Source organism: Salinicola sp. JS01, assembly GCF_030284585.1.
Taxonomy (GTDB): domain Bacteria; phylum Pseudomonadota; class Gammaproteobacteria; order Pseudomonadales; family Halomonadaceae; genus Salinicola.
On record NZ_CP127244.1, the window covers coordinates 426,279 to 449,579 of the forward strand.

Consider the following 23,301-nt stretch of genomic DNA (forward strand, 5'->3'; position numbering starts at 1 on the left):
AGGCTCCCCTGGAAGGACCGCCAGGGCGGTGGTAACGACACAATCCGATGAGGATGGCACATGGCAATTAACGTCACGCGGCGCCAGTTTTTCAAACTGGGCGGGGCGGGGCTGGCGACGTCGAGCCTGGCGGTGATGGGGTTCGCCCCGGAACCCGCCGAAGCCTCGATCCGGCAGTTCAAGCTGACCCACGCCAAGGAGACCCGCAACACCTGCACCTACTGCTCAGTGGGCTGCGGCATTCTGATCTACAGCAAGGGCGATGGGGCGAAGAACGTCGAACAGAACGTCTTCCACATCGAGGGTGACCCGGATCACCCGGTCTCCCGCGGCTCGCTGTGCCCCAAGGGCGCCGGGCTGCTGGACTTCGTCCACAGCGATGGCCGTCTGGCCTACCCGCAGGTGCGCGAGGCCGGCAGCGACGAGTGGAAGCGGATCAGCTGGGACGAGGCGCTCGGGCGCATCGCTCGGCACATGAAGGATGATCGCGACGCCAACTTCGTGCAGCGCAACGCCCAGGGGCAGACGGTCAACCACTGGACGACGACGGGTTTCCTGGCGGCGTCCGGCTCCTCCAACGAAGCCGGCTACATCACCCACAAGGTGGTGCGTACGCTGGGCATGGTGGCGTTCGACAACCAGGCACGCGTCTGACACGGACCGACGGTGGCAGGTCTTGCCCCAACATTCGGTCGCGGTGCCATGACCAATCACTGGGTCGACATCCGCAATGCCAATCTGATTCTGTCGATGGGCGGCAACTCCGCCGAAGCACACCCCGTGGGCTTCCGCTGGGTCACCGAGGCCATCGAGCACAACAAGGCCGAGTTGATCACGATCGACCCGCGCTTCACCCGTACCAGCGCGGTGGCGCAGGATCGCGCCTTCATCCGCACCGGTAGCGATATCGCCTTCCTCGGCGGGCTGATCAGCTATCTGATCGAGACCGACCAGATCCAGCGCGAGTACGTGCTGAACTACACCGACGCGGCGCTGATCGTGCGCGACGGCTATGGCTTCGAGGAGGGTCTGTTCTCGGGCTACGACGAGGCCACGCGCAGCTACGACAAGCAGTCGTGGATGTACGAGAAAGGCGACGACGGCTTCGTGCGCCGGGATGACTCGCTCAGCGATCCGCGCTGCGTCTACCAGCTGCTGCGCGGGCACTATGCGCGCTACACCCCTGACATGGTCTCGAGCATCAGCGGCATCCCGGTGGCCGACATCCAGCGCATCTGGAAGAAGATCGCGGCGATGGCGGTGCCCGACAAGACCATGACCATCCTCTATGCGCTGGGCTGGACGCAGCACTCGATCGGCTCGCAGATCATCCGCGCCGCGGCCATGGTCCAGCTGCTGCTGGGCAACATGGGCATGCCGGGGGGCGGGGTCAACGCGCTGCGCGGGCACTCCAACATCCAGGGGCTGACCGATCTGGGGCTGCTGTCGCAGCTGCTGCCGGGCTACATGACCCTGGCCAACGCCAAGGAGCAAGGGTACCGCGCCTATATCGACAAGCGCACCAAGCAGCCCACGGTGGCGGGTCAGGTCTCCTACTGGAAGAACTACGAGAAGTTCCACGTCAGCCTGATGAAGGCGTGGTACGGCCAGGCCGCGACCGCCGACAACGACTGGTGCTTCGACTGGTTGCCCAAGCTCGAACGGCCGCTCTATGACATCCTCGATACCTTCGAGCGCATGTCCAAGGGCGAGCTGACCGGCTACTTCTGCCAGGGCTTCAACCCGCTCGCCTCGTTCCCCGACCGGGCCAAGATCACCCGCGCGCTGTCGTCGCTGAAGTATCTGGTGGTGATGGATCCGCTCAACACCGAGACCAGCGAGTTCTGGAAGTCCTACGGCGAGTACAACGACGTCGACCCCAGCCAGATCGACACCGAGGTGTTCCGGCTGCCGACCTGCTGCTTCGCCGAGGACGACGGCTCGATCGTCAACAGCGCGCGCTGGCTGCAGTGGCACTGGGCCGCGGCGCCGCCGCCGGGCGAGTCGCGCCCCGACACGCGCATCATGGGCGAACTGTTCCTCAGGCTGAAACAGCTCTACCAGACGGAGGGCGGGGTCTTCCCCGAGCCGATCCTCAATCTGACCTGGAACTACAAGATCCCCCAAGAGCCCAAGTCGGAAGAACTCGCGCGCGAGTTCAACGGCTATGCGCTGGAGGATCTGACCGACGCCCAGGGGCAGGTGGTGCGCCGTGCCGGCGAGCAGCTATCCGGTTTCGGTGAGCTGACCGCCGACGGCAAGACCACCGCCGGCTGCTGGATCTTCACCGGCTGCTGGACCGAAGCGGGCAATCAGATGGCGCGGCGCGATAACGCCGACCCCTATGGTACCGGCAACACCCTGGGCTGGGCCTGGGCCTGGCCGGCCAACCGGCGCGTGCTCTACAACCGCGCCAGTGCCGACGTGCAGGGGCGGCCGTGGGGCGCCAACAAGGCGTTCGTGTGGTGGAGCGCTGAGCAGGGGCGCTGGATCGGTGCCGACGTGCCCGACTTCCCGCCGACCTCGGCGCCGTCCGAAGGGCAGATGCCGTTCATCATGCAGCCGGAAGGGGTGGGACACCTGTTCGCCGGGCAGAGCATGGTCGATGGCCCCTTCCCCGAGCACTACGAGCCGTTCGAGTCGCCGGTACCGCAGAACCTGCTGCATCCGGGCAAGCCCAAGGTGCGCAACAACCCGGCGGCACGCATCTTCGACGAGGATCGCGCGGCTCTGGGCACACCGGAGGAGTACCCGCATGCGGCGACGACCTATCGCCTGACCGAGCATTTCCACTACTGGACCAAGCACGCCCGGCTCAACGCCATCGTTCAGCCGCAGCAGTTCGTCGAGATCGGCGAGAAACTGGCCGAGGAGATCGGCGTGGCCGCGGGGGACTGGGTCAAGGTCTCCTCCAAGCGCGGCTTCATCAAGGCGGTGGCGGTGGTGACCAAGCGGCTCAAGCCGATGACGGTCGGCGATCGCCAGGTGCACCACGTGGGCATTCCGCTGCACTGGGGCTTCACCGGCGTGGCCAAGAAGGGCTATCTGGTCAACGCCCTGACCCCGTTCGTCGGTGATGCCAACACCCAGACGCCGGAGTACAAGTCGTTCACCGTCCGCGTCGAGAAGGCTTAGGGAGCTCGCCATGATCAATTCGCAAAACATCATTGCCCGCTCTGCCACCACGACCCCGCCGCCGCAGGCACGCAGCCACGTCGAGGAAGTGGCCAAGCTGATCGATGTCTCCAAGTGCATCGGCTGCAAGGCGTGCCAGGTGGCGTGCATGGAGTGGAACGACCTGCGTGACGAGGTGGGGGAGTGCCACGGCACCTACGACAACCCCACCGACCTCACCGCCGAGTCGTGGACGGTGATGCGCTTCAGCGAGCACGAGACGGCCGATGGCAATCTCGAGTGGCTGATTCGCAAGGATGGCTGCATGCACTGTGCCGAGCCGGGCTGCCTTACGGCGTGCCCGGCCCCCGGCGCGATCGTGCAGTACGCCAACGGGATCGTCGACTTCGACTCCAACCACTGCATCGGCTGCGGCTACTGCATCACCGGCTGCCCGTTCGATATTCCGCGCATCTCGCCGAAGGACAGCAAGTCCTACAAGTGCACGCTGTGCTCGGATCGGGTCAACGCCGGCATGGAGCCGGCCTGCGTCAAGACCTGCCCGACCAACTGCATCGAGTTCGGCACCAAGGCGGACATGCTCGACCGCGCCGCCAAGCGGGTCGGCGATCTCAAGGCGCTGGGCTTCCGCGATGCCGGCATCTACGACCCGGCCGGGGTCGGCGGGACCCATGTGATGTACGTGCTGCATCACGCCAATGATCCCAACCGCTACAGCGGGCTGCCCAAGGATCCGCGTATCTCGCCGCTGGTCGGCGCCTGGAAAGGGGTGACCAAGCCGCTCATGGCGGCGATCATCGGCATCACCGCCTTCGCCGGGGTGATCCACTACGTGACCAAGGGGCCGAAGGAGGAGCCGGAGGAGAGCGCCGACGACGACCCGACCGCGCTCGGCTACGACGCCACGCGCCGGCGCGACGACGCGGACGACCGCCCGCATGGAGGTGACCGATGAAGCGCTCCCAGGATCGTCTCGTACGCTACTCGCCGCTCGATCGCGCCAATCACTGGACCATGGTGATCGCGTTCGTGCTGCTGGCGCTGTCGGGGCTGGCGTTCTTCCACCCGGCATTCTTCTTTCTCAGCCACAGCCTCGGCGGGCCGGTGTGGGCGCGTATTCTGCACCCCTTCCTCGGCCTGGTGCTGGTGCTGCTGTTCGTGGCCATGGCGGTACGCCACGTCAGCCGTAACCTGCTGGGTGAGAACGACGTGCAGTGGATGCGTCAGATCGGCGACGTGCTCGACAATCGCGACGACAAGCTGCCGCCGATCGGCAAGTACAATCCGGGCCAGAAGCTGGTGTTCTGGGCGCTGGTGGTGTCGATCGCGGCGCTGTTGGTCAGCGGCGTGATCATGTGGCGGCCGTGGTTCGCCGGCTACTTCCCGATCCCGCTGATCCGGCTGGCGAGTCTGGTCCACGCGCTGGCGGCGTTCGTTGCCATCGTCACCATCGTGGTCCACGTCTATGCCGCGCTCTGGGTCAAGGGCTCGATCCGCTCGATGACCCAGGGCTGGGTGACCCGCGCCTGGGCCCGTCATCACCATGGCCTCTGGGCCCGCGAACAGGAGGAGAAGCAGCGCCGTGAGCAGCAACCCTGAACGCCCTCCGGGCAGTGACCCCGGTCACGCTTTCGGTCAGGCGCCCCCTTCGCCGGGAGCACCGCCGATGGTGGTGCTCCCGGGCCGCAAGCTGTTCGCCGAACGTGCCGAGCGCCTGCAGCGGCTGGCCGAACGCGTGCCGGCGATGGCCGACTACCTGCGCTTCATGGCGCAGGTGGTCGCCGCCCAGCACCGGGTGCTGCAGCAGCCCCGCGCGAGCGTGACCGCGAGTGCCGAGGTGGCGATCGCCCACGGCGTGCCGCCGCTGGCGATCGACGGGCTGTGGCGCGACATGAGCTGGCGCGAGGATCTCGACGCGCTGATCGCCGAGCTCGACGGCGAGGTGCCGACGGCGCAGCGCGAGTGGTTCGAGGCTCTGCGCGGTGCTTCGGCCGCGGCCCGTGAGGCGCTGGTACCGCGTCTGCTCGGCGGTGAGTCGCTCGACCCCGAGCAGACCGCGCTGGCGCCGCTGGTGGGTGCTGCGCTGCAGGTCGCCTGGACCCGTCAGGCGCGCACCCTGGCCCGGCCACCGGGGCGCCCCGACGAGGCCATGCGCGCGCTGTGCCCGTGCTGCGGTGCGCTGGCGGTGGCCAGCGTGATCCAGATCGGCATGGCGCGCTCGCGGGTGCGCTACCTGCACTGCGGGCTGTGCGCCACCGAGTGGTACGCCGAGCGCGCGCGCTGCGTCGAGTGCGGCGATAGCCGGACGCTCGACTACTGCGGGCTCGAGGACGACGCCGGGCAGCGCGTGCTGCCGGTACAGGCGGAGACCTGCGATCACTGTGCGAGCTATCTCAAGGTGGTGCAGAAGGAGTGGGAGGCCGATGCCGATCCGCTCGCCGATGACCTCGCCAGTCTGGCCCTGGACATGCTGATCGCCGACCGCGAGCTGGCGCGGCGGGCCTTCAATCCACTGCTGGTGCTGGGCGCGCCCGACGCCGGCTGAGACCGGCTCATGGCGCCAGTGGCGCGGGCGTGTCGACGTTCGCGGCCACTCTCGCCTGCCAGTCTCACATGTCCTCTCACATAGCACTCTCATATACCACTCTCGCCTGCCGCTGCGGGGCTGGCGACCCGTGGCTGCTCCCTCGACCCGGGCCGTGCGGCGCCGGGTCACTTGTGTTGGCGTGGCGGCGACGCTTAAATCGGGGGCACGCCCGGTGTCGCCCCCGGCCATCCTCCGTTCTGTCGAGCCGTTCATGTCCGAGACCTCTGCCGCGAGCACCGATCTGCGTCGCCACCTGCCTGCCGTCAACGTGTTGCTTGCCCATGCCGCACTGCAGCCTGCCCGTGTGCAGCACGGTGAGCGCGTGCTCACCCGGGCCATCCGCGACACGCTCACCGAGTGGCGTCGCCGGCTGGCGGCGCCGGATGCGCCGACTTCACTCGACGAGGAGGCGCTGATCGATGCCATACACGAGCGTCTTGCCGGGCTGACCCGGCCCAACCTGCGCGCGGTGTTCAATCTCACCGGTACGGTGATCCACACCAATCTGGGACGATCGCCGTTGGCCGAGGCGGCGATTGCGGCGATGGTCGAGGCGGCACGCCACCCGGCGGCGCTGGAGTACGATCTCGAAGGTGGGCGGCGTGGCGACCGTGATCGCCTGGTCGAGGCGCTGCTGATCGAACTCACCGGGGCCGAGGCGGCGACCGTGGTCAACAACAACGCGGCCGCCGTGCTGCTGGCGTTGAGCGCCCTGGGGGCAGGCCGCGAGGCGATCATCTCGCGTGGCGAGATGATCGAGATCGGCGGCGCTTTCCGCATGCCCGACGTGATGACCGCCGCCGGCTGCCGGCTGGTCGAGGTGGGGGCCACCAACCGCACCCATGCGCGCGACTTTCGCCAGGCGCTGGGTGAGCAGAGCGGTCTGATCGTCAAGGCGCACACCTCCAACTACGCCATCGCCGGCTTCACCAGTAGCGTGCCGGAGGCGGAGCTGGCGGCGATCGCCCACGCCCACGGTATTCCCTTCATGATCGATCTGGGCAGCGGCGCGCTGACCGACTTCCGTGCCCTGGGGCTGCCCCACGAGGCGCAGCCGGCGGAGGCGATCGCCGCCGGGGCCGATCTGGTCACCTTCAGCGGCGACAAGCTGCTGGGTGGGCCGCAGGCGGGGATCGTGGTCGGCCGGCGCGAGCTGGTCGAGCGTCTCAAGCGCCACCCGCTCAAGCGCGCGCTGCGCTGCGACAAGCTCACCCTGGCCGCCCTCGAGGCCACGCTGCGGATCTATCGCGATAGCGAGGCGCCGGCGCGCGAGCTGCCCACGCTGCGGCTGTTGACCCGTGCGGAGGATGAGATCGCACAGCAGGCCGAGCGTCTGCTGAACCCACTGCGGGCGGCACTCGCCGGCATCGCCACGGTGGAGAATGAGGCCTGCCGCAGTCAGCTCGGCAGCGGCTCGCTGCCGGTAGATCGCCTGGAGAGCCGTGCGCTGGTGCTGCGGGCGCCGCGCGGGCGCGATCTGGCCCGTCTCGAGCGAGCGTTGCGGGCACTGCCGCGACCGGTGATCGGACGCACCCACGAGGGTGCGCTATGGCTCGATCTGCGCTGTCTCGCCGAGCCCGCCGATGAGCAGGCGTTCCTGGCGCAGCTGGCGACGCTGCCGGCGTGCTGGGAGGCGGCATGATCGTCGGCACCGCGGGGCACGTCGACCACGGCAAGACCGCGCTGATCCGCGGGCTCACCGGTATCGCCACCGACCGCTTGAAGGAGGAGCAGGCGCGCGGCCTGACCATCGAGCCGGGGTACGCCTATCCCGCGCCGCCACCGGGGAGCGAGGGGGCGGTACTCGGCTTCATCGACGTGCCCGGCCACGAGCGCTTCATCGCCAACATGCTCGCGGGGGCGGCCGGTATCGACGCCATGCTGCTGGTGGTGGCGGCAGATGACGGCATCATGCCGCAGAGCGTCGAGCATCTGCGCATTCTGGAGCTGCTTGGGGTCGAGCGCGCCTGGGTCGCGCTGACCAAGTGCGACCGCGTGGACGCCGCGCGGGTGCAGCAGGTGAGTGCCGAGATCACCGCCTGGCTGGCAAAGACGCGCTTCGCCGGTGCGCCGCTGTTCGCCGTCTCCAATCTGTCCGGCGCGGGTCAGGCGGCGTTGGGCGATGCGCTGTGGGCCGCGGCGCGCGCGCAGACGGCACGTCTTGCGAGCGGCGGCTTCCGGCTGGCGGTGGACCGTGCCTTCGTCAAGCAGGGCGCGGGAGTGGTGGTCACCGGCACTATCCGCAGCGGTGAGGTGCGTCAGGGCGATAGCGTGCGCCTGCTGCCGGGCGGGGCCAGCGCGCGGATACGCGCGCTGCGGGCACAGAATCGCGAGGTTGCGCTGGCCCGACGCGGCGAGCGCTGCGCGCTCAATCTGAGCGGCAGCGAGGTCGAGCGCGGCACGCTGGCACGCGGCGACTGGGTGGTCGCCGCGGACTCCAGGGTCGAGGGGCGTCAGCGCCTCGACGTCTCCCTCACGCTGCTGCCGGAGGCCGAGCCGCTCAAGCACTGGAGCCCCGTGCATCTGCACCATCTCAGCGCCCACGTCACCGGCCATGTCTCGCTGCTGGAGGGCGAGACGCTGGCGCCGGGCCAGACCATGCTGGCGCAGCTGGTGCTGACAGCGCCACTGCATGCGACCCACGGCGATGCGCTGATCGTGCGTGACCACGGCGCCAGCCGCACCCTGGCCGGTGCACGCGTGCTCGACGTGGCGCCACCGCGGCGTGGTGCGCGCCAGCCGGCGCGCCTGACCTGGCTGCAGGCACTGAGGGCGATGCTCCCGGGGGCGGATGGTGAAGTGCAACTGGCGGCACTCTGGCCGCACCTCGCCAGCGGCCAGAGTGTCGACCTGGTGGCCCTGGCGGCCAATCTCGACCTACCCGCGGCGGTTCTCGACGAGGCGGCCACCCAGGCCGGATGGGTGGTGATCGCCGCCGATGCGGCCACGCACCACGCCTTTCGTGTCGACGATCTGGCCGCGCGCTACGCTGCGGTGGTAGCGCGCCTGGCACAGGTCCATGCCGAGGAGCCGGCGATGCGCGGGGCGGAGATCGACCGGCTGCGGCGGATGAGTGCACCGGCGCTGCCGCCGGCGCTGTTCCGCCCGCTGCTGGAGCGCTGGAAGGCCGAGGGAGAGATCGTCCAGCACGGGCCCTTCATCGCCCTGGCCGACCACCGGGCGACGCTGGGCGAGGCCGATGCCGCGCGCTGGCAAGCGGTGCGGCCGCTGCTGGCGCAGACGCCGTTCGAACCGCCGCGGGTGCGTGATATCGCCATGGCGCTGGGCCTGGAGGAGGGCGAGACTCGGGCCTTGCTGCGGCGCACGGCGCTGCTCGGCGAGGTCTACCAGCTGCGCCACGATCACTTCTTTCTCACCCCGCATGTGGTCCAGCTGGCCGACTGGGTGCGCGAACTCGCGGTGCGCTCGCCGGCGGGGGTCACGGCGGCAGCGTTCCGCGATCGGGTCGGCTGCGGGCGCAAGCTGGCGGTGGCGATTCTCGAGTTCTTCGACCGCATTGGCTTCACCCGACGCATCGGCGATGGTCACAAGGTGATTCGACAGGATATGCTGTTCACCTGACCGCGCGCCTGCGCGGTCGGTCGCGTCTGGTGCTTTGGCTCCGCCTGATACTTTTGGGCGCTGTCTGACACCTTGCGTGCCTGGAAGAGAATCGTTCCCCGGTGGGACGCCAGGACTTCAACTCCTGTAGGGGCTGCCAGCGGTCCCTGGTGGGTTCGACTCCCACTCTCTTCCGCCACTCTCTTCTGCCACTATTTCCGCCATCTGCCATCTGCCATCTGCCATCTGCCATCTGCCATCTGCCATCTGCCATCTGCCATCTACCACTATTCCCGCCATTCTGTATGCTTTTACCACCCTGCATGCAACTCTCCTGACAGACCTGCTACCGTCTCCGCGATCTCGCGCGAGTCGCTCGTGTCAGCCTCTGCTGTCTGAGCACCGCGGGACCTTCTCCGGGGAAGCAAGTCGCTGTTCTCGCAACTTTTTCGCGGATACAAAAAATGACACAGCGTTATTGAACGAGTGTTCGGGTATAACCCCATGATTAAGGGAACTTAAGTATTGTCATTAGCAAAAGTGATGCGAGGATTACCATAATTGCCTTGGTTACGGCTGGCTAACGGTTCATGCTGAGTGTGCTCACTTAGCCAAGCGGCAAGACCGCAAGGGACTGCGGGGTGAGCACTGATGAGGGGGCAAGGTTCACGTCCTCCTTCGATCGGTCCTATCCAGTGCTTCTCGTCTTTTTCTCATGACGCTCTGCTACTTACGTTCATCTACCTACGTTCATCTACCTACGTTCATCTACCTACGTTCATCTACCTACGTTCATCTACCTACGTTCATCTACCTACGTTCATCTACCTACGTTCATCTACCTACGTTCATCTACCTACGTTCATCTACCTACGCTCTTCTAGCTTCTTTTTTCTCTTTTTGACTCCCTCTTCCCGATAGCCGCTATCGGCACGAACCGTGGCCGTGCGCTGGGAGCCCTTCGCGACGGGGCGCTTCGCTGTGCGAAAGGTGTTCCTGCCGGCGCCCTTGCTGTCTTCCCTGGCGCTACCCATGGCATCATGCGCCAGCTTTCCGTGTCGCGGAAGCGTCGATCCTTTCAGCGCAACGGAGGTCATATGCAAGGCTCTCTCATCGGCATCGTCGCCGGCGTAGCGGTATGGCTCGCCAGCGGCGAGTGGGGCTGGGGTATCGGGGTCGGTATCGCGGTGGGCATCGCCTGGGATCTCTGGCGCCAGCGCCCCTGGCGCTGAGAGGGTGTTTACAAAATGCCTGCGCTCGACGATAAGGCGTTGAAATCGACCTCAAAGTACTCATTTACACCGCGTAAACTCCGTCTTTTCGGCCGATTTCGCCTTGTCTCGCCTTCGCTCGTCGAATTTGTAAACACCCTCTGAGGCGACCCACAGGGTAGGCCCTCCGCGATGCCGCCGGCGGGCCGGGGTGTAATACAATAGCGTGGGGTGCGTGCGCTACCCTGTCGTGACACGCTAGAGGGACGCGCGCCATGCCCGCTCATCACGACCACGCCCACCACCATGATCATCATCACGATCATGGCGGCCACCATCATCATCACGACCATACGCCCGAGGTGACCGCCGACAGCGCCAAGCGGGTCAAGTGGGCGATGCTGCTGACCGCGGGTTTCATGCTGGCGGAGGTGGTGGGCGGCTGGATTTCGGGCTCGCTGGCACTGCTGGCCGATGCCGGGCACATGTTCAGCGACAGCTTCTCGCTCGGCCTGGCGCTGTTCGCCTTCGCCATGGGCAGGCGCGCGCCGGATACCCGGCGCACCTTCGGCTATCAGCGTTTCCAGGTGCTCGCCGCCTTCGTCAACGGGCTGACCCTGTTCGGCATCGCGGTGTGGATCTTCATCGCGGCGATCCAGCGTTTCACCCAGCCGGTGGAGGTGCTGGCCGGGCCGATGATGACCATCGCCGTGCTCGGGTTGGTGGTCAATCTGGTGGTATTCAAGATTCTCCATGGCGGCGATCAGGAAAACCTCAATCTGCGCGGGGCGCTGCTTCACGTGCTGGGTGATCTGCTCGGCTCGGTGGCGGCGATCGTGGCCTCGATCGTGATTCTGTTCACCGGCTGGACGCCGATCGACCCGCTGCTCTCGATGCTCGCCGCCGGGTTGATTCTGCGCGCGGCCTGGACGATTCTGCGGCGCTCCACCCACACCCTGCTCGAGGGTACCCCGGAGGGCCTCGACGTGGACCAGATTCGTCAGGCGCTGCTGGCGGTCGAGGGGGTCGAGGGGCTGCACGACATGCACGTCTGGGGGCTCACGCCGCAGGATCCGCTGCTCAGCGCGCATCTGGTGATCGTCGCGGCCGACCAGCACGATGCGGTGATCGAGCGCGCCTATGGTGTGCTGCAGGCGCGTTTCGCGATCCACCATGCCACCCTCCAGGTCGAGACCGCCGCCTGCCGTACCGGTGGCGACTGCCACGCGGGTGTTCATCCCTGAGCCGATCTGCCGCTGTCGTCTGCACGATCGAGGGCGATGCCCTCGGTGGGGCATGACCGGCTTTCATACCCGGGCGCGGAAAGTTTCATTGGCCGGAGCTGGAGGCGGCGGGCACAATGGGCCCATGTCGTAGAGAGGCACGCAGGGGGCGCGACGGGCGTCCGACGGCCCCAGGCAGCGCCTCTCCCTACCGATCCGATTTCGAGACGAAAGCGCGCATGAATACGCATCTTCCCCTGGGCATCAGCTTCGAGTTCTTTCCTCCCAATACCGCGGCCGGGCGGGAAAAGCTCAACGCCACACGGGATGCGCTGAGCGCGCGCTCGCCGCGCTTCTTCTCGGTGACCTACGGTGCCGGGGGGTCGACCCAGGCGCGCACCCTCGATACCGTCGAGGCGCTGCGCCAGGGCGGCGTCGCCACGGCGCCGCACCTCTCCTGCGTGGGCAGCGAGAAGGCCGCGATACGCGAGCTGCTCGGACGCTACCGCGACTCGGGCATCGACAGCCTGGTCGCGCTGCGCGGCGATCTGCCCTCGGGCATGGGCGGGGCGGGTGAGCTGCGTTACGCCAACGAGCTGGTCGAGTTCGTGCGCGCCGAGACCGGCGATCATTTCAATATCGCGGTGGCCGCCTACCCCGAAGTGCATCCTCAGGCGCTGAGCGCCGAGCGCGATCTGGAGAACTTCGCGCGCAAGGTGAAGGCCGGCGCCGACTTCGCCATCACCCAGTACTTCTTCAACGCCGACGCCTACTTCCACTTCGTCGACCGGGCCCGCGCGCTGGGCGTGGAGGCGCCGATCGTGCCCGGCATCATGCCGATCACCAACTACAGCAAGCTGGCACGCTTCTCAGAAACCTGCGGCGCCGATATTCCGCGCTGGGTGCGCAAGCAGCTCGAAGCCTATGGCGACGACCAGCAGAGCATCCAGGCGTTCGGCACCGACATGGTGTCGCGGCTCTGCCAGCGTCTGCTCGATGGCGGCGCGCCGGGGCTGCACTTCTACACGCTCAATCAGGCCGGCCCGTCGCTGCGCATCCTCGACAATCTGGCCTGAGGCGCTCACGTCGCGCCGTTGCACGACTTCGACTAGGGTGAGAGCCACGGGTTGGCGATGGGCGAGCCATGGGCTGGCCCGTGCCGGACATCATGGCCGAAACGGAGGTGAACGATGCAACGGACGATAGCGACTGCCTTGGGCGCCGGTATGCTGCTGACGCTGGCGGGGCTGGCACAGGCCGATACGCAGGTCGACATGCACAGCGTCTCCACCCAGGGGGTGGGGGAGTCCATCGGTACGATTACCGCCAGGGATACCGATTATGGGCTGCTGTTGACCCCGGAGCTTGCCGGTCTCGAACCCGGCATCCACGGTTTCCACCTGCACACCAACCCCAGCTGCGACCCCAGCGAGAGCGATGGCAAGGTGACGCCGGCGGGGGCCGCGGGCGGCCACTTCGACCCCGAGCAGACCGACTCCCACCAGGGGCCCTACAGTGATGCCGGCCATCTCGGTGATCTGCCGGTGATGGCGGTGGATGCCGAGGGCAATGCCACCACCCCGGTGCTGGCGCCGCGCCTGAGCGAAGCCGATCTTTCCGGTCATGCCTTCGTCATCCACGCTGGCGGCGACAACTACAGCGATCAGCCCAAGCTGGGCGGCGGCGGGGCACGCGTTGCCTGCGGCGTGATCGAGTAGCGCGGCGTCGCGCGTCTTCGGCTCTCCACACGGCCCCGCTTCGGCGGGGCCGTGTCGTCATGGGGTATCGCGCGAGGCGCCAGGGTAGTGCCGGCATCCGTGCGGGATAACGCCGATGTTTGCACGCCAATGTTTGCAACGACGCCGTCTAAGCTATTGTTTTCCATAGGTCGCAAGCCGCATAATCTGGCTATTTATCCAGTTTTGGAGCGGCGGCACCGATGGCCAACTTTCGCACCCACTTCGGGGTCGCCAGCGTGGGCGGGCTGATAGCTTCCCAGGCGGGGTGGCAGGCGTCGCTCTATGGGCTGTGGCAGGCGGCGGCGATCGCCGGTCTGGTGACCTTCGGCGGCATTCTGCCCGACATCGACGCCGACAACTCCCGGGCGGTGCGCCTGATCTTCCAGATTCTGGCACTGATCGCCATCGTCGTGGCGGTGCTGCTGCTGCAGCACCGCGTCACGCCGGCGCAGCTGTTCGCAGCCTGTGGCGCGACCTATCTCGCGGTGCGCTATCTGGCCAGTGCGCTGTTCGCCCGCTTCACCGTGCATCGCGGGCTGTGGCACTCGCTGCTGGCAGCCGCGCTCAGCGGGCTGGCGACGGCGGCGGCGAGTTTCACCCTGCTCGGCCAGCCGGCGCGTCTGGCCTGGCTGCACGGCCTGGCGCTGACACTCGGCTTTCTCATCCATTTGGCGCTGGACGAACTCTACAGCGTCGATCTCACCGGGGCGCGACTCAAGCGCTCCTTCGGCACCGCGCTCAAGCCGTTCGACTGGAAGGCTCCCGGCAGCTCGCTGATGCTGCTGCTCACCTCGGTGCATCTGATCGCCTGGCTGCCGCCGCTGGCGGTGCTGCGGGAGGTGCTGACGCATGGACTGGGATGGGGGTTGGGTTGGGGGCGCTAAGCTCCCGCGCCTTGGAGCATCGCGTTCTACACTGAGGGGCCAACCACCCAAGGGAGAGGCCCCATGCATCTGGTCTTCGACGTCAATGAAACGCTGCTCGACACCGCCGCACTGGACCCGCTGTTCATGCGTTGGTTCGGCACCGAGGCGCGCCGCGGTGAGTGGTTTTTGACCCTGCAGGAAACCTGGATGACCGCCAATCTGGTCGGCCGTTTCGTTCCCTTCGCCGAGCTGGCCAGGAGTGCGCTGCGCCAACTGGGTGCCAAGCACGAGGTAGCGATCACCCCCGCCGACGAGCAGGCGCTGGTCGACGGCGTGCTCGCCATGCCGGCGCACGCCGATGCCGTCGAGGCGCTGGCCCGGCTGCGCCAGCAGGGCCACACCCTCACCGCGTTGACCAACAGCGCCAGTGAGGCGGCGCAGCATCAGCTCTCCCAGGCGGGGCTGGCAGCTTATTTCGATGCCATTCTCAGCGTCGATCAGGTCGCGCGCTACAAGCCGGCGCCGGAGCCCTATCGTGCGGCGGCGGCGCACTGGGCGATCTCGCCCGAGGCGATGATCATGGTGGCGGCCCACGGCTGGGATCTGATCGGTGCCCAGGCGGTGGGCATGCGTACCGCCTTCGTGGCGCGCCCGGGCAAGGCGATGGACCCGGCGCTGGAGCAGGTACCCACCTGGCGTGGTGACGACCTGCGCCAGCTGATGGCCCAGGTCGTTGCGGCGGGATGAGGTGGTTTGGATTCGATAGGGACTAGTGGCGGGTACCGGGATCGATGATCTTCACGGTACTGATCTCTTCGCGCGCGGGTTTCTGGGTCTCGCGGGGCTGATTGACCCGGGTCGGCAGTTCGTCCTGCGCGCTGTCCTCCACCGGTAGCTGCTCGAAGAAGTCGCAGCTGACGCAGTCGCGGTAGCGGATACCGTTCTGCTCCCAGCTGCGTATGCGATCCATGGCCGCACAGCGCGGGCAGATGGCGCCGGCGATGAAGCGCTTGGGTGTGTGTGTCATGGCTGACCTCGCTGATGGGCGGGCAGGATTCGCCTGCCCGCCCCTGGGTGCGTGTCGGCGCCGTCCGTCAGGCGGCGTCGCGCGGTTCGATGCCGGTATGGCGCAGCAGCGGCTCGATGCTCGGCTCGCGGCCGCGGAACGCCTTGAACAGCTCGGCGGCATCGCGCGAGCCGCCGCGTTCGAGGATTTCGCTGCGGAAGCGCTGGCCGGTCTCGGCGTCGAAGATGCCGGCCTCCTCGAAGGCGCTGTAGGCGTCCGCCGAGAGCACTTCGGCCCACTTGTAGCTGTAGTAACCCGCAGCGTAGCCGCCGGCGAAGATATGCGAGAAGCCGTTCTGGAAGCGGTTGAAGTCGACGCTGGGGACCACCGAGACCTGGGCGCGCACGCCATCGAGCAGCGCCTGCACGTCGGCGGCGCTGGGGGTGGCGAGCTCGTGGTGCAGGCGCAGATCGAACATCGAGAACTCCAGCTGGCGCATCATCTGCATCGCCGACTGGAAGTTGCGCGCCGCCTGCAGTTTGTCGAGCAGCGCGTCCGGCAGCTTGTCGCCGCTGTCGACGTGGCCGGCGATCAAGTCGAGCCCCTCGCGCTCCCAGCAGAAGTTCTCCATGAACTGGCTGGGCAGTTCGACCGCGTCCCAGGCCACGCCGCTGATGCCGGAGACGTCGGCCACCGTCTGCCGGGTCAGCATGTGGTGCAGGCCGTGACCGAACTCGTGGAACAGTGTCAGCACCTCGTCATGGGTCAGCAGCGCTGGCTTACCGCCGACCGGCGGGGTGAAGTTGCAGGTCAGGTAGGCGACCGGCAGCTGCAGCGAACCATCCTCGCGCTGGCGCCGGGTGCGGCAGACGTCCATCCAGGCGCCGCCGCGCTTGCCTTCCCGAGCGTAGAGATCGAGATAGAAGCCGGCGATCGGGGTGTCGCCGTCGAGCACGTCGAAGTAGCGCACGTCCGGGTGGTAGCGCGGAGCATCGGGGTTCTCGGTCATGCGGATGCCGTAGAGCTTGCCGACCACGCGGAACAGGCCGTCCACCGCCCGCGGCGCGGGGAAGTAGGGGCGCAGCTGCTCCTGGGAGATGTCATAGCGCGCCTGGCGCAGCCTTTCGCTGACGAAGCCGATGTCCCAGGGTGCCAGCTCGCCCATGCCGAGGGTGTCGCGGGCGTAGGTCTGCAGTTCGCCGATATCCCGCCGTGCCTGGGGCAGGGCACGCTCGGCGAGATCGTCGAGAAAGCCCAGGACCTGATCGGGAGACTCGGCCATCTTGGTCTCCAGCGAGTAGTCGGCGTAGGTGGCGAAGCCGAGTAGCTGAGCCAGCTCATGGCGCAGCGCCAGGATCTCTTCGATCACCGGGGCATTGTCGTTGTCTCCCGCGTTGGGACCCTGGTCGGAGGCGCGGGTGACGTAGGCGGTGTAGACCTCCTGGCGCAGTTCGCGATCCTCGGCGAAGGTCATGATCGGCAGAAAGCAGGGTACATCGAGGGTGATGCGATAGCCCGTTTCGCCCTTGGCCTCGGCGTTGGCGGTCAGCATCTCCAGTGCGCTTTCCGGCAGGCCGGCCAGGCGCGAGGCGTCGGGCAGCGTCTTGTGCCACGCCTGGGTGGCATCGAGCAGCTGGTTGGAGAAGGTATTGCCCAGCTCGGAAAGGCGTGCCTGGATCTCGCCGTAGCGGCGCTTCTGCGCGCTCGGCAGGTCGACACCGGCGAGGCGGAAGTTGCGCAGGGTGTTGTCGACCGCCTTGCGCTGGGCTTCGTCAAGCGCAGAGAAATCCTCGCTCTGGGCCAGGCGTTCGAAGGCCTGGAACAGCGCGGTGTGCTGGCCGACCCAGGTGCTGTACTCCGAGAGCAGCGCCAGACACTGCTGATAGGCGTCACGCAGGGCGTCGCTGTTCATCGTCGAGTTGAGATGCGACACCGGCGAAAAGGCCTGGGAGAGACGGTCATCGAGCGCTTCCAGCGGCGCGGCAAGGGAGTCCCAGGTAGGCGCTTGCTGATTGGCCAGGGTGTCGATCTCGGCGCGGTTGTCGGCGATGATCCGCTCGACCGCGGGAACGGCATGCTCGGGGCGAATCGCCTCGAACGGCGGCAGCGTGTTGGAGTCGAGCAGCGGATTGTGCGACATGATCACCTCGGACGAAGAATCGATGCCACAGTATATGGGGGGGATGGCCGTGCCTTTCAACGCGCTGGCCAGTCTGCCGATCGCCGTGGCCTTGCCCGTGCGATACCAGGATTGGCCGGGACGATGAGCCCTGATAGGCTCGCTTCCTTTCGCCGTGACGATGGCCGCGTGAAGACGGCCCTGTAGCGACGGTGCCCCGCCAAGATAGAAGGTGACGAGACGATGAACGAAACCCTGGAGCGCTGGCACTCCCGCCGTGCTTTCATTCTGGCGGTGACCGGCGCCGCGGTGGGGCTGGGCAATATCTGGCGCTTCCCCTACATGACCGGTGAGAACGGCGGCTCGGCCTTCCTGCTGCTCTATATCCTGTTCGTGGTGGTGCTGGGCCTGCCGATGATGATGGCGGAGATCCTGATCGGGCGTGCCGGCCGGCGCAGCCCGATGCAGGCGCTGGCGTATCTCGCCAACGAGGCCGGCGCCAGCCCGCACTGGCGCTGGATCGGGCTGTTCGGCGCGCTCACCGTCTTCTTCATCCTCTCGTTCTACTCGGTGGTTTCCGGCTGGTCGATCGAGTATCTGGTCGATGCGGTCAACGGAGGCTTCGTCGAGCGTACGCCGGCACAGATCGGCTCGGCTTTCGATGCCTTTCTCGCCGATCCGCTGCGCATGACCTTCAATCACACGCTGTTCATGCTGCTGACCATGTCGGTGGTCGCCGCCGGGGTCAGCAACGGCCTGGAAAAGCTCAACAACGTGATGATGCCGCTGCTCTACGTGATCCTGATCGTGCTCGGTGGCTACGCCGTCACCACTGCCGGCTTCGGCGCGGCGATGGCGTGGCTGTTCACGCCCAATCCGGCGGCGATCGATCTCCAGGTGGTGCTCAATGCCATGGGGCACGCCTTCTTCACCCTCGCCGTCGGGGCCTGCGCGCTGATGGCCTACGGCGCCTACATGCCCGAAGAGCAGAGTCTGCCGCGGGCGGTGTGCGCGGTGGCGCTGCTGGATATCGCAGTGGCGCTGCTCTCGGGTATCGCCATCTTCTCGGTGGTATTCACCCACGGCCTCGATCCCACCGAGGGGCCGGGGCTGATGTTCGTGACGCTGCCGATCGCCTTCAGCGAGCTCCCGGGTGGGCAGATCTGGCTGGGGGCCTTCTTTCTACTGCTGCTGGTGGCGACCTGGACCTCATCGATCAATCTGGCCGAGCCGATGGTGGCGATGCTGATCGGCGCCGGCTGGCGCCGCGGGCGGGCGGCGCTGCTGATCGGCGCGCTGGTGTGGGCCGTGGGCCTGCTCTCGGTGCTGTCGTTCTCGACCCTGGCCGACGTGCACTGGATCGGCGAGATGAACTTCTTCGCCCTGGTATCCACGGTGCCGCCGGATATCTTCCTGCCCATCGGCGGGCTGCTGATCGCGATCTTCGCCGCCTGGCGCATGTTGCCCGAAGCCGCCGCCTCGGCGCTGGGCGGTCCCGCGGCTGGGTTCCGGCTGTGGCGCGGCGTGGTGCGCTATGTCTCGATCCCGTTGACGGCGGTGGTGCTGTTGTCGAGTCTGATCTAGAAACCATCCATGATCATCGGCGCCGGGCGGCGTCGAGCGAGTCGAGTGAAAAGGGGCGTACGATCCATGGCAATGAGAAGCTATCAGGGCATCAGCCCGAGTCTGGGTGAGCGGGTTTTCGTCGACGAGACCAGTGTGGTGCTCGGCGATGTGGCCCTGGGGGACGACAGTTCGGTGTGGCCGATGGCGGTGATTCGTGGTGATGTCCACCGCATCCGTATCGGCGCGCGCACCAGCGTGCAGGACGGCTGCGTGCTGCACTGCACCCATGCCAGCGACTACAACCCTGGCGGGCATCCGCTGATCATCGGCGACGAGGTGACCGTGGGGCATCAGGCGACGCTGCACGGCTGCAGCGTGGGCGATCGGGTGCTGGTCGGCATGGGCGCCATCGTACTCGACGGCGCGGTGGTCGAGTCCGAGGTGATCATCGCCGCCGGCGCCCTGGTGCCGCCGGGCAAGACGCTGGCCAGCGGGCATGTCTATGCCGGCAACCCGGCCAAGCCCCTGCGCCCGCTCAAGCCCGAGGAGCGCGAGTTCTTCGCTTATACCGCGGGCAACTACGTCAAGCTCAAGGATCGCCACCTCAGCGGCGAGTGATCAGCGTAGCGGCGTGCCCTTGAGGAGCTGGGTGCGGCGCTCGGCGCGCTGAGCACGGAATTCGGCGCGCTGCATCTCCATCAGCCCCTCCTTGACGTAGTCGAGATGCTCATGGGCGAGATGCCGGGCATCTTCGGCGCGACCCTCCAGAATCGCCTCGAGCAGCGCCCGGTGCTGATCCAGCAGCAGGCTGCGCGCGTCGGGGCGCTCGAACAGACGCGCCAGGTTGGCGACGATGCTCTTCTCCAGGAGCTGGAACAGTCCGCGAATGGTGTGCAGCATCAGCACATTGTGTGCCGTCTCGGCGATCGCCAGGTGGAATGCGGCATCCGCCCGGGCCTCGCGCAGGGCGTCGCCCTGCTGGCCGGGGTCGGCGTAGCTGTCGCGCAGGGCCTGGAAGCGCTGCTGCAGCATCTCCTTGTCCGCCGGGGTCGCGCGCATCGCCGCGTGATAGGCGGTGATTCCCTCCATGGCATCGCGGAACTCGAGCACATCGAGATAGAACTCGTCATGGCGCGACAGCATCTCGATGATCGGGTCGCCATAGCTGTCGCTGAGCCGTTCGCTGACATAGGTGCCGCCGCCCTGGCGGCTGGTGAGCAAGCCGCGGGCCGCGAGCTTCTGAATCGCTTCGCGCAGCGATGGGCGCGAAACACCGAAGCGCTCGGCGAGCTCACGTTCCGACGGCAGGCGATGGCCCGCCTTGAGGCTGCCTTCCAGAATCAGCGTCTCCAGACGCTGGGTGATGACGTCGGCCAGGCGCGGCTGGCGCAGGGGCGATGGCGGCACGGGCGGCTCCCTCGAGTGACAACGATGTCATCCACTATGCCGCGCATTGGCTCGGACGTGAATCAACGTCTCCTCCTGGCCAGCGTAACCCCCGCCATACGCGGCCTCTAGCGCCGGCGCCGGAACGCGGCGACACTTTTTCGACATTTCCCCTTGCCAAGGCCGAGGGAGATCCGTAAAGTACGCATCCGCTGACGCCGAGACAGGTTCTCGGAGACAGCAGGAAAGCTAGCTAAGCTGTTGAAAAGATTGAAAAAATCGATTGACACTTAGCCTCGGAGGCAGCAAAATTCGCCCCTCGCTTTTCCAGGATCGGTTCTCAAGCAGCAACGTGAACCGGGCAAGAATCGACAAGAAAGACGTTGACATCTTCGCCAAGATCCTTAAAATACGCCTCTCCTTACGGCGACCCAGAAAGCAAGCGCTGACAAGCACTTGAGTCACTTTCGGGTCACGGCAGAAGGCTCGGCACTCCACGTGAGACGAGGCTTCAAGTAAGGACGCTCTTTAACAATCGATCAGGTAATTGATGTGGGCGCTTGTCTTGCGTGACGCCAGTCACAGCATATCAAGGCAAGCGACTCGTCTAAGATTCGTTTGACCTTGAACCAAGTTTGGTCCGCTTCGCTTCTTTTGTCTTCGGGCAGAGAAGAGGTAAGGACTATCAGACTTTTAACTGAAGAGTTTGATCATGGCTCAGATTGAACGCTGGCGGCAGGCCTAACACATGCAAGTCGAGCGGCAGCACGGGGAGCTTGCTCCCTGGTGGCGAGCGGCGGACGGGTGAGTAATGCATAGGAATCTGCCCGGTAGTGGGGGATAACCTGGGGAAACCCAGGCTAATACCGCATACGTCCTACGGGAGAAAGCAGGGGCTCTTCGGACCTTGCGCTATCGGATGAGCCTATGTCGGATTAGCTGGTTGGTGAGGTAATGGCTCACCAAGGCGACGATCCGTAGCTGGTCTGAGAGGATGATCAGCCACACTGGGACTGAGACACGGCCCAGACTCCTACGGGAGGCAGCAGTGGGGAATATTGGACAATGGGCGCAAGCCTGATCCAGCCATGCCGCGTGTGTGAAGAAGGCCCTCGGGTTGTAAAGCACTTTCAGCGAGGAAGAAGGCTTGGCGGCTAATACCCGTCAAGAAGGACATCACTCGCAGAAGAAGCACCGGCTAACTCCGTGCCAGCAGCCGCGGTAATACGGAGGGTGCGAGCGTTAATCGGAATTACTGGGCGTAAAGCGCGCGTAGGTGGTTTGGCACGCCGGTTGTGAAAGCCCCGGGCTCAACCTGGGAACGGCATCCGGAACGGCCAGACTAGAGTGCAGGAGAGGAAGGTAGAATTCCCGGTGTAGCGGTGAAATGCGTAGAGATCGGGAGGAATACCAGTGGCGAAGGCGGCCTTCTGGCCTGACACTGACACTGAGGTGCGAAAGCGTGGGTAGCAAACAGGATTAGATACCCTGGTAGTCCACGCCGTAAACGATGTCGACTAGCCGTTGGGACCTTTAAGGACTTAGTGGCGCAGTTAACGCGATAAGTCGACCGCCTGGGGAGTACGGCCGCAAGGTTAAAACTCAAATGAATTGACGGGGGCCCGCACAAGCGGTGGAGCATGTGGTTTAATTCGATGCAACGCGAAGAACCTTACCTACCCTTGACATCCAGAGAACTTGGCAGAGATGCCTTGGTGCCTTCGGGAACTCTGAGACAGGTGCTGCATGGCTGTCGTCAGCTCGTGTTGTGAAATGTTGGGTTAAGTCCCGTAACGAGCGCAACCCTTGTCCTTATTTGCCAGCACGTAATGGTGGGAACTCTAAGGAGACTGCCGGTGACAAACCGGAGGAAGGTGGGGACGACGTCAAGTCATCATGGCCCTTACGGGTAGGGCTACACACGTGCTACAATGGCCGGTACAAAGGGTTGCGAGACCGCGAGGTGGAGCGAATCCCAGAAAGCCGGCCTCAGTCCGGATCGGAGTCTGCAACTCGACTCCGTGAAGTCGGAATCGCTAGTAATCGTGAATCAGAATGTCACGGTGAATACGTTCCCGGGCCTTGTACACACCGCCCGTCACACCATGGGAGTGGACTGCACCAGAAGTGGTTAGCTTAACCTTCGGGGGAGCGATCACCACGGTGTGGTTCATGACTGGGGTGAAGTCGTAACAAGGTAGCCGTAGGGGAACCTGCGGCTGGATCACCTCCTTAAACGATTAGCGGATCGCGAGATAAGCGCTCACAATCAATTACCTGATCGACCAAGAGCAATGACTGTTTGGGTCACGGACCCAGTGGTAAAGCCGGGTCTGTAGCTCAGTTGGTTAGAGCGCACCCCTGATAAGGGTGAGGTCGGCAGTTCGAGTCTGCCCAGACCCACCAAATTCGATTGATGCATCGTTGAAGAAACACTCGTGTAGCAGGCTACACGTCGCGCTTCTTCGCCTCGCCTGAATCGAATTTAAACAGGTTCAAGGGTTACCCTTAAATCTGTACTTGTCATGGGGCCATAGCTCAGCTGGGAGAGCGCCTGCCTTGCACGCAGGAGGTCAGCGGTTCGATCCCGCTTGGCTCCACCACTGTTTTCGGAAAGTGCTGAAGAAGCTCAGCTGGGAGAGCACCTGCCTTGCACGTCAGGTGGTCAGACCGGGGTCGCGCACGACTTCGATCCCGCTTGGCTCCACCAAATCGTTCCCCGTTGGCTCGCGCCACACAGTCACCGAGTTCTAAGCCATCCGCTTCGTCGCGAACCGCGACCGAGTCGATCGCTTAGAGCTTCTGCTCTAAACGCTCTTTAACAATGTGGATCATGCTGACAGTTCTTCACCATTCGTAGTTGGAATGGCGAAGAGCGAAAAGTGATACGTCTCAAGCGTAT

At 65.7% G+C, this 23,301-nt stretch carries 17 protein-coding genes, 3 tRNA genes and 1 rRNA gene; 18 read left to right on the forward strand and 3 right to left on the reverse strand.

Annotation, left to right across the window (positions count from 1 at the left end):
• The first annotated feature begins 135 nt into the window (after positions 1–135).
• The 13 genes from fdnG to QO259_RS02185 all read left to right on the forward strand — a co-directional run bounded on the left by fdnG (position 136) and on the right by QO259_RS02185 (position 15,069).
• A complete protein-coding gene (fdnG, locus tag QO259_RS02125; RefSeq protein ID WP_502949143.1) occupies positions 136–3,135 on the forward strand; it encodes a formate dehydrogenase-N subunit alpha in 3,000 nt (999 codons plus the stop codon).
• Positions 3,136–3,145: 10 nt separating this feature from the next.
• Positions 3,146–4,090, forward strand: coding sequence for a formate dehydrogenase subunit beta (gene fdxH / locus QO259_RS02130; protein WP_285951630.1), 945 nt, complete (start codon positions 3,146–3,148; stop codon positions 4,088–4,090).
• Positions 4,087–4,734 carry a formate dehydrogenase subunit gamma gene (locus QO259_RS02135; protein ID WP_285951631.1) on the forward strand — a complete coding sequence of 216 codons (648 nt, stop codon included), beginning with the start codon at positions 4,087–4,089 and terminating at the stop codon, positions 4,732–4,734. Before fdxH ends, QO259_RS02135 begins: the two co-directional genes overlap by 4 nt.
• Positions 4,718–5,680 (forward strand): formate dehydrogenase accessory protein FdhE, encoded by a 963-nt coding sequence (gene fdhE / locus QO259_RS02140; protein WP_285951632.1) that lies wholly within the window; start codon positions 4,718–4,720, stop codon positions 5,678–5,680. Before QO259_RS02135 ends, fdhE begins: the two co-directional genes overlap by 17 nt.
• 253 nt (positions 5,681–5,933) lie before the next feature.
• A complete protein-coding gene (gene selA / locus QO259_RS02145; protein WP_285951633.1) occupies positions 5,934–7,364 on the forward strand; it encodes an L-seryl-tRNA(Sec) selenium transferase in 1,431 nt (476 codons plus the stop codon).
• A complete protein-coding gene (gene selB / locus QO259_RS02150) occupies positions 7,361–9,304 on the forward strand; it encodes a selenocysteine-specific translation elongation factor (RefSeq protein ID WP_285951634.1) in 1,944 nt (647 codons plus the stop codon). The genes selA and selB overlap by 4 nt, the downstream gene beginning before the upstream one ends.
• Positions 9,305–9,386: 82 nt before the next feature.
• A tRNA-Sec gene (locus QO259_RS02155) sits at positions 9,387–9,482 on the forward strand.
• Between the two features lie 898 nt (positions 9,483–10,380).
• Positions 10,381–10,515, forward strand: a complete 135-nt coding sequence (locus tag QO259_RS02160; protein WP_255702212.1) for a hypothetical protein — start codon at positions 10,381–10,383, stop codon at positions 10,513–10,515.
• Positions 10,516–10,769: 254 nt separating this feature from the next.
• Positions 10,770–11,738: a cation diffusion facilitator family transporter gene (locus QO259_RS02165; RefSeq protein WP_285951635.1), complete on the forward strand. Its 969-nt coding sequence runs from the start codon at positions 10,770–10,772 to the stop codon at positions 11,736–11,738.
• 218 nt (positions 11,739–11,956) lie between these two features.
• Positions 11,957–12,793 carry a methylenetetrahydrofolate reductase [NAD(P)H] gene (metF, locus tag QO259_RS02170; protein ID WP_285951636.1) on the forward strand — a complete coding sequence of 279 codons (837 nt, stop codon included), beginning with the start codon at positions 11,957–11,959 and terminating at the stop codon, positions 12,791–12,793.
• A gap of 114 nt (positions 12,794–12,907) precedes the next feature.
• Positions 12,908–13,435: a superoxide dismutase [Cu-Zn] SodC gene (gene sodC, locus QO259_RS02175; RefSeq protein ID WP_285951637.1), complete on the forward strand. Its 528-nt coding sequence runs from the start codon at positions 12,908–12,910 to the stop codon at positions 13,433–13,435.
• Between the two features lie 221 nt (positions 13,436–13,656).
• Positions 13,657–14,340 (forward strand): metal-dependent hydrolase, encoded by a 684-nt coding sequence (locus QO259_RS02180; protein WP_207034044.1) that lies wholly within the window; start codon positions 13,657–13,659, stop codon positions 14,338–14,340.
• 63 nt (positions 14,341–14,403) lie between these two features.
• Positions 14,404–15,069 (forward strand): haloacid dehalogenase type II, encoded by a 666-nt coding sequence (locus QO259_RS02185; protein ID WP_285951638.1) that lies wholly within the window; start codon positions 14,404–14,406, stop codon positions 15,067–15,069.
• Between the two features lie 22 nt (positions 15,070–15,091).
• On the opposite strand, the gene QO259_RS02190 is transcribed toward QO259_RS02185, so the two are convergent.
• Positions 15,092–15,349 (reverse strand): YheV family putative zinc ribbon protein, encoded by a 258-nt coding sequence (locus QO259_RS02190; protein WP_106418603.1) that lies wholly within the window; start codon positions 15,347–15,349, stop codon positions 15,092–15,094.
• Between the two features lie 67 nt (positions 15,350–15,416).
• A complete protein-coding gene (gene prlC / locus QO259_RS02195; RefSeq protein WP_285951639.1) occupies positions 15,417–17,468 on the reverse strand; it encodes an oligopeptidase A in 2,052 nt (683 codons plus the stop codon).
• A gap of 222 nt (positions 17,469–17,690) precedes the next feature.
• On the opposite strand from prlC, the gene QO259_RS02200 reads away from it, so the two are divergent.
• Both QO259_RS02200 and QO259_RS02205 read left to right on the forward strand, forming a co-directional pair.
• Positions 17,691–19,031: a sodium-dependent transporter gene (locus QO259_RS02200; protein ID WP_035476875.1), complete on the forward strand. Its 1,341-nt coding sequence runs from the start codon at positions 17,691–17,693 to the stop codon at positions 19,029–19,031.
• Positions 19,032–19,097: 66 nt separating this feature from the next.
• Positions 19,098–19,631: a gamma carbonic anhydrase family protein gene (locus tag QO259_RS02205; RefSeq protein ID WP_285951640.1), complete on the forward strand. Its 534-nt coding sequence runs from the start codon at positions 19,098–19,100 to the stop codon at positions 19,629–19,631.
• On the opposite strand, the gene QO259_RS02210 is transcribed toward QO259_RS02205, so the two are convergent.
• On the reverse strand, positions 19,632–20,420 hold the full coding sequence (locus tag QO259_RS02210; RefSeq protein ID WP_207034030.1) for a GntR family transcriptional regulator: 789 nt from the start codon (positions 20,418–20,420) through the stop codon (positions 19,632–19,634). It lies immediately after the preceding gene.
• Positions 20,421–21,093: 673 nt separating this feature from the next.
• Here QO259_RS02210 and QO259_RS02215 point away from each other — a divergent pair.
• From QO259_RS02215 to QO259_RS02225, 3 genes are all read left to right on the forward strand, one after another.
• A 16S ribosomal RNA gene (locus tag QO259_RS02215) occupies positions 21,094–22,634 on the forward strand.
• 94 nt (positions 22,635–22,728) lie between these two features.
• Positions 22,729–22,805 (forward strand) — tRNA-Ile (locus QO259_RS02220).
• Positions 22,806–22,926: 121 nt separating this feature from the next.
• Positions 22,927–23,002, forward strand: a tRNA-Ala gene (locus tag QO259_RS02225).
• Positions 23,003–23,301: the final 299 nt, after the last annotated feature.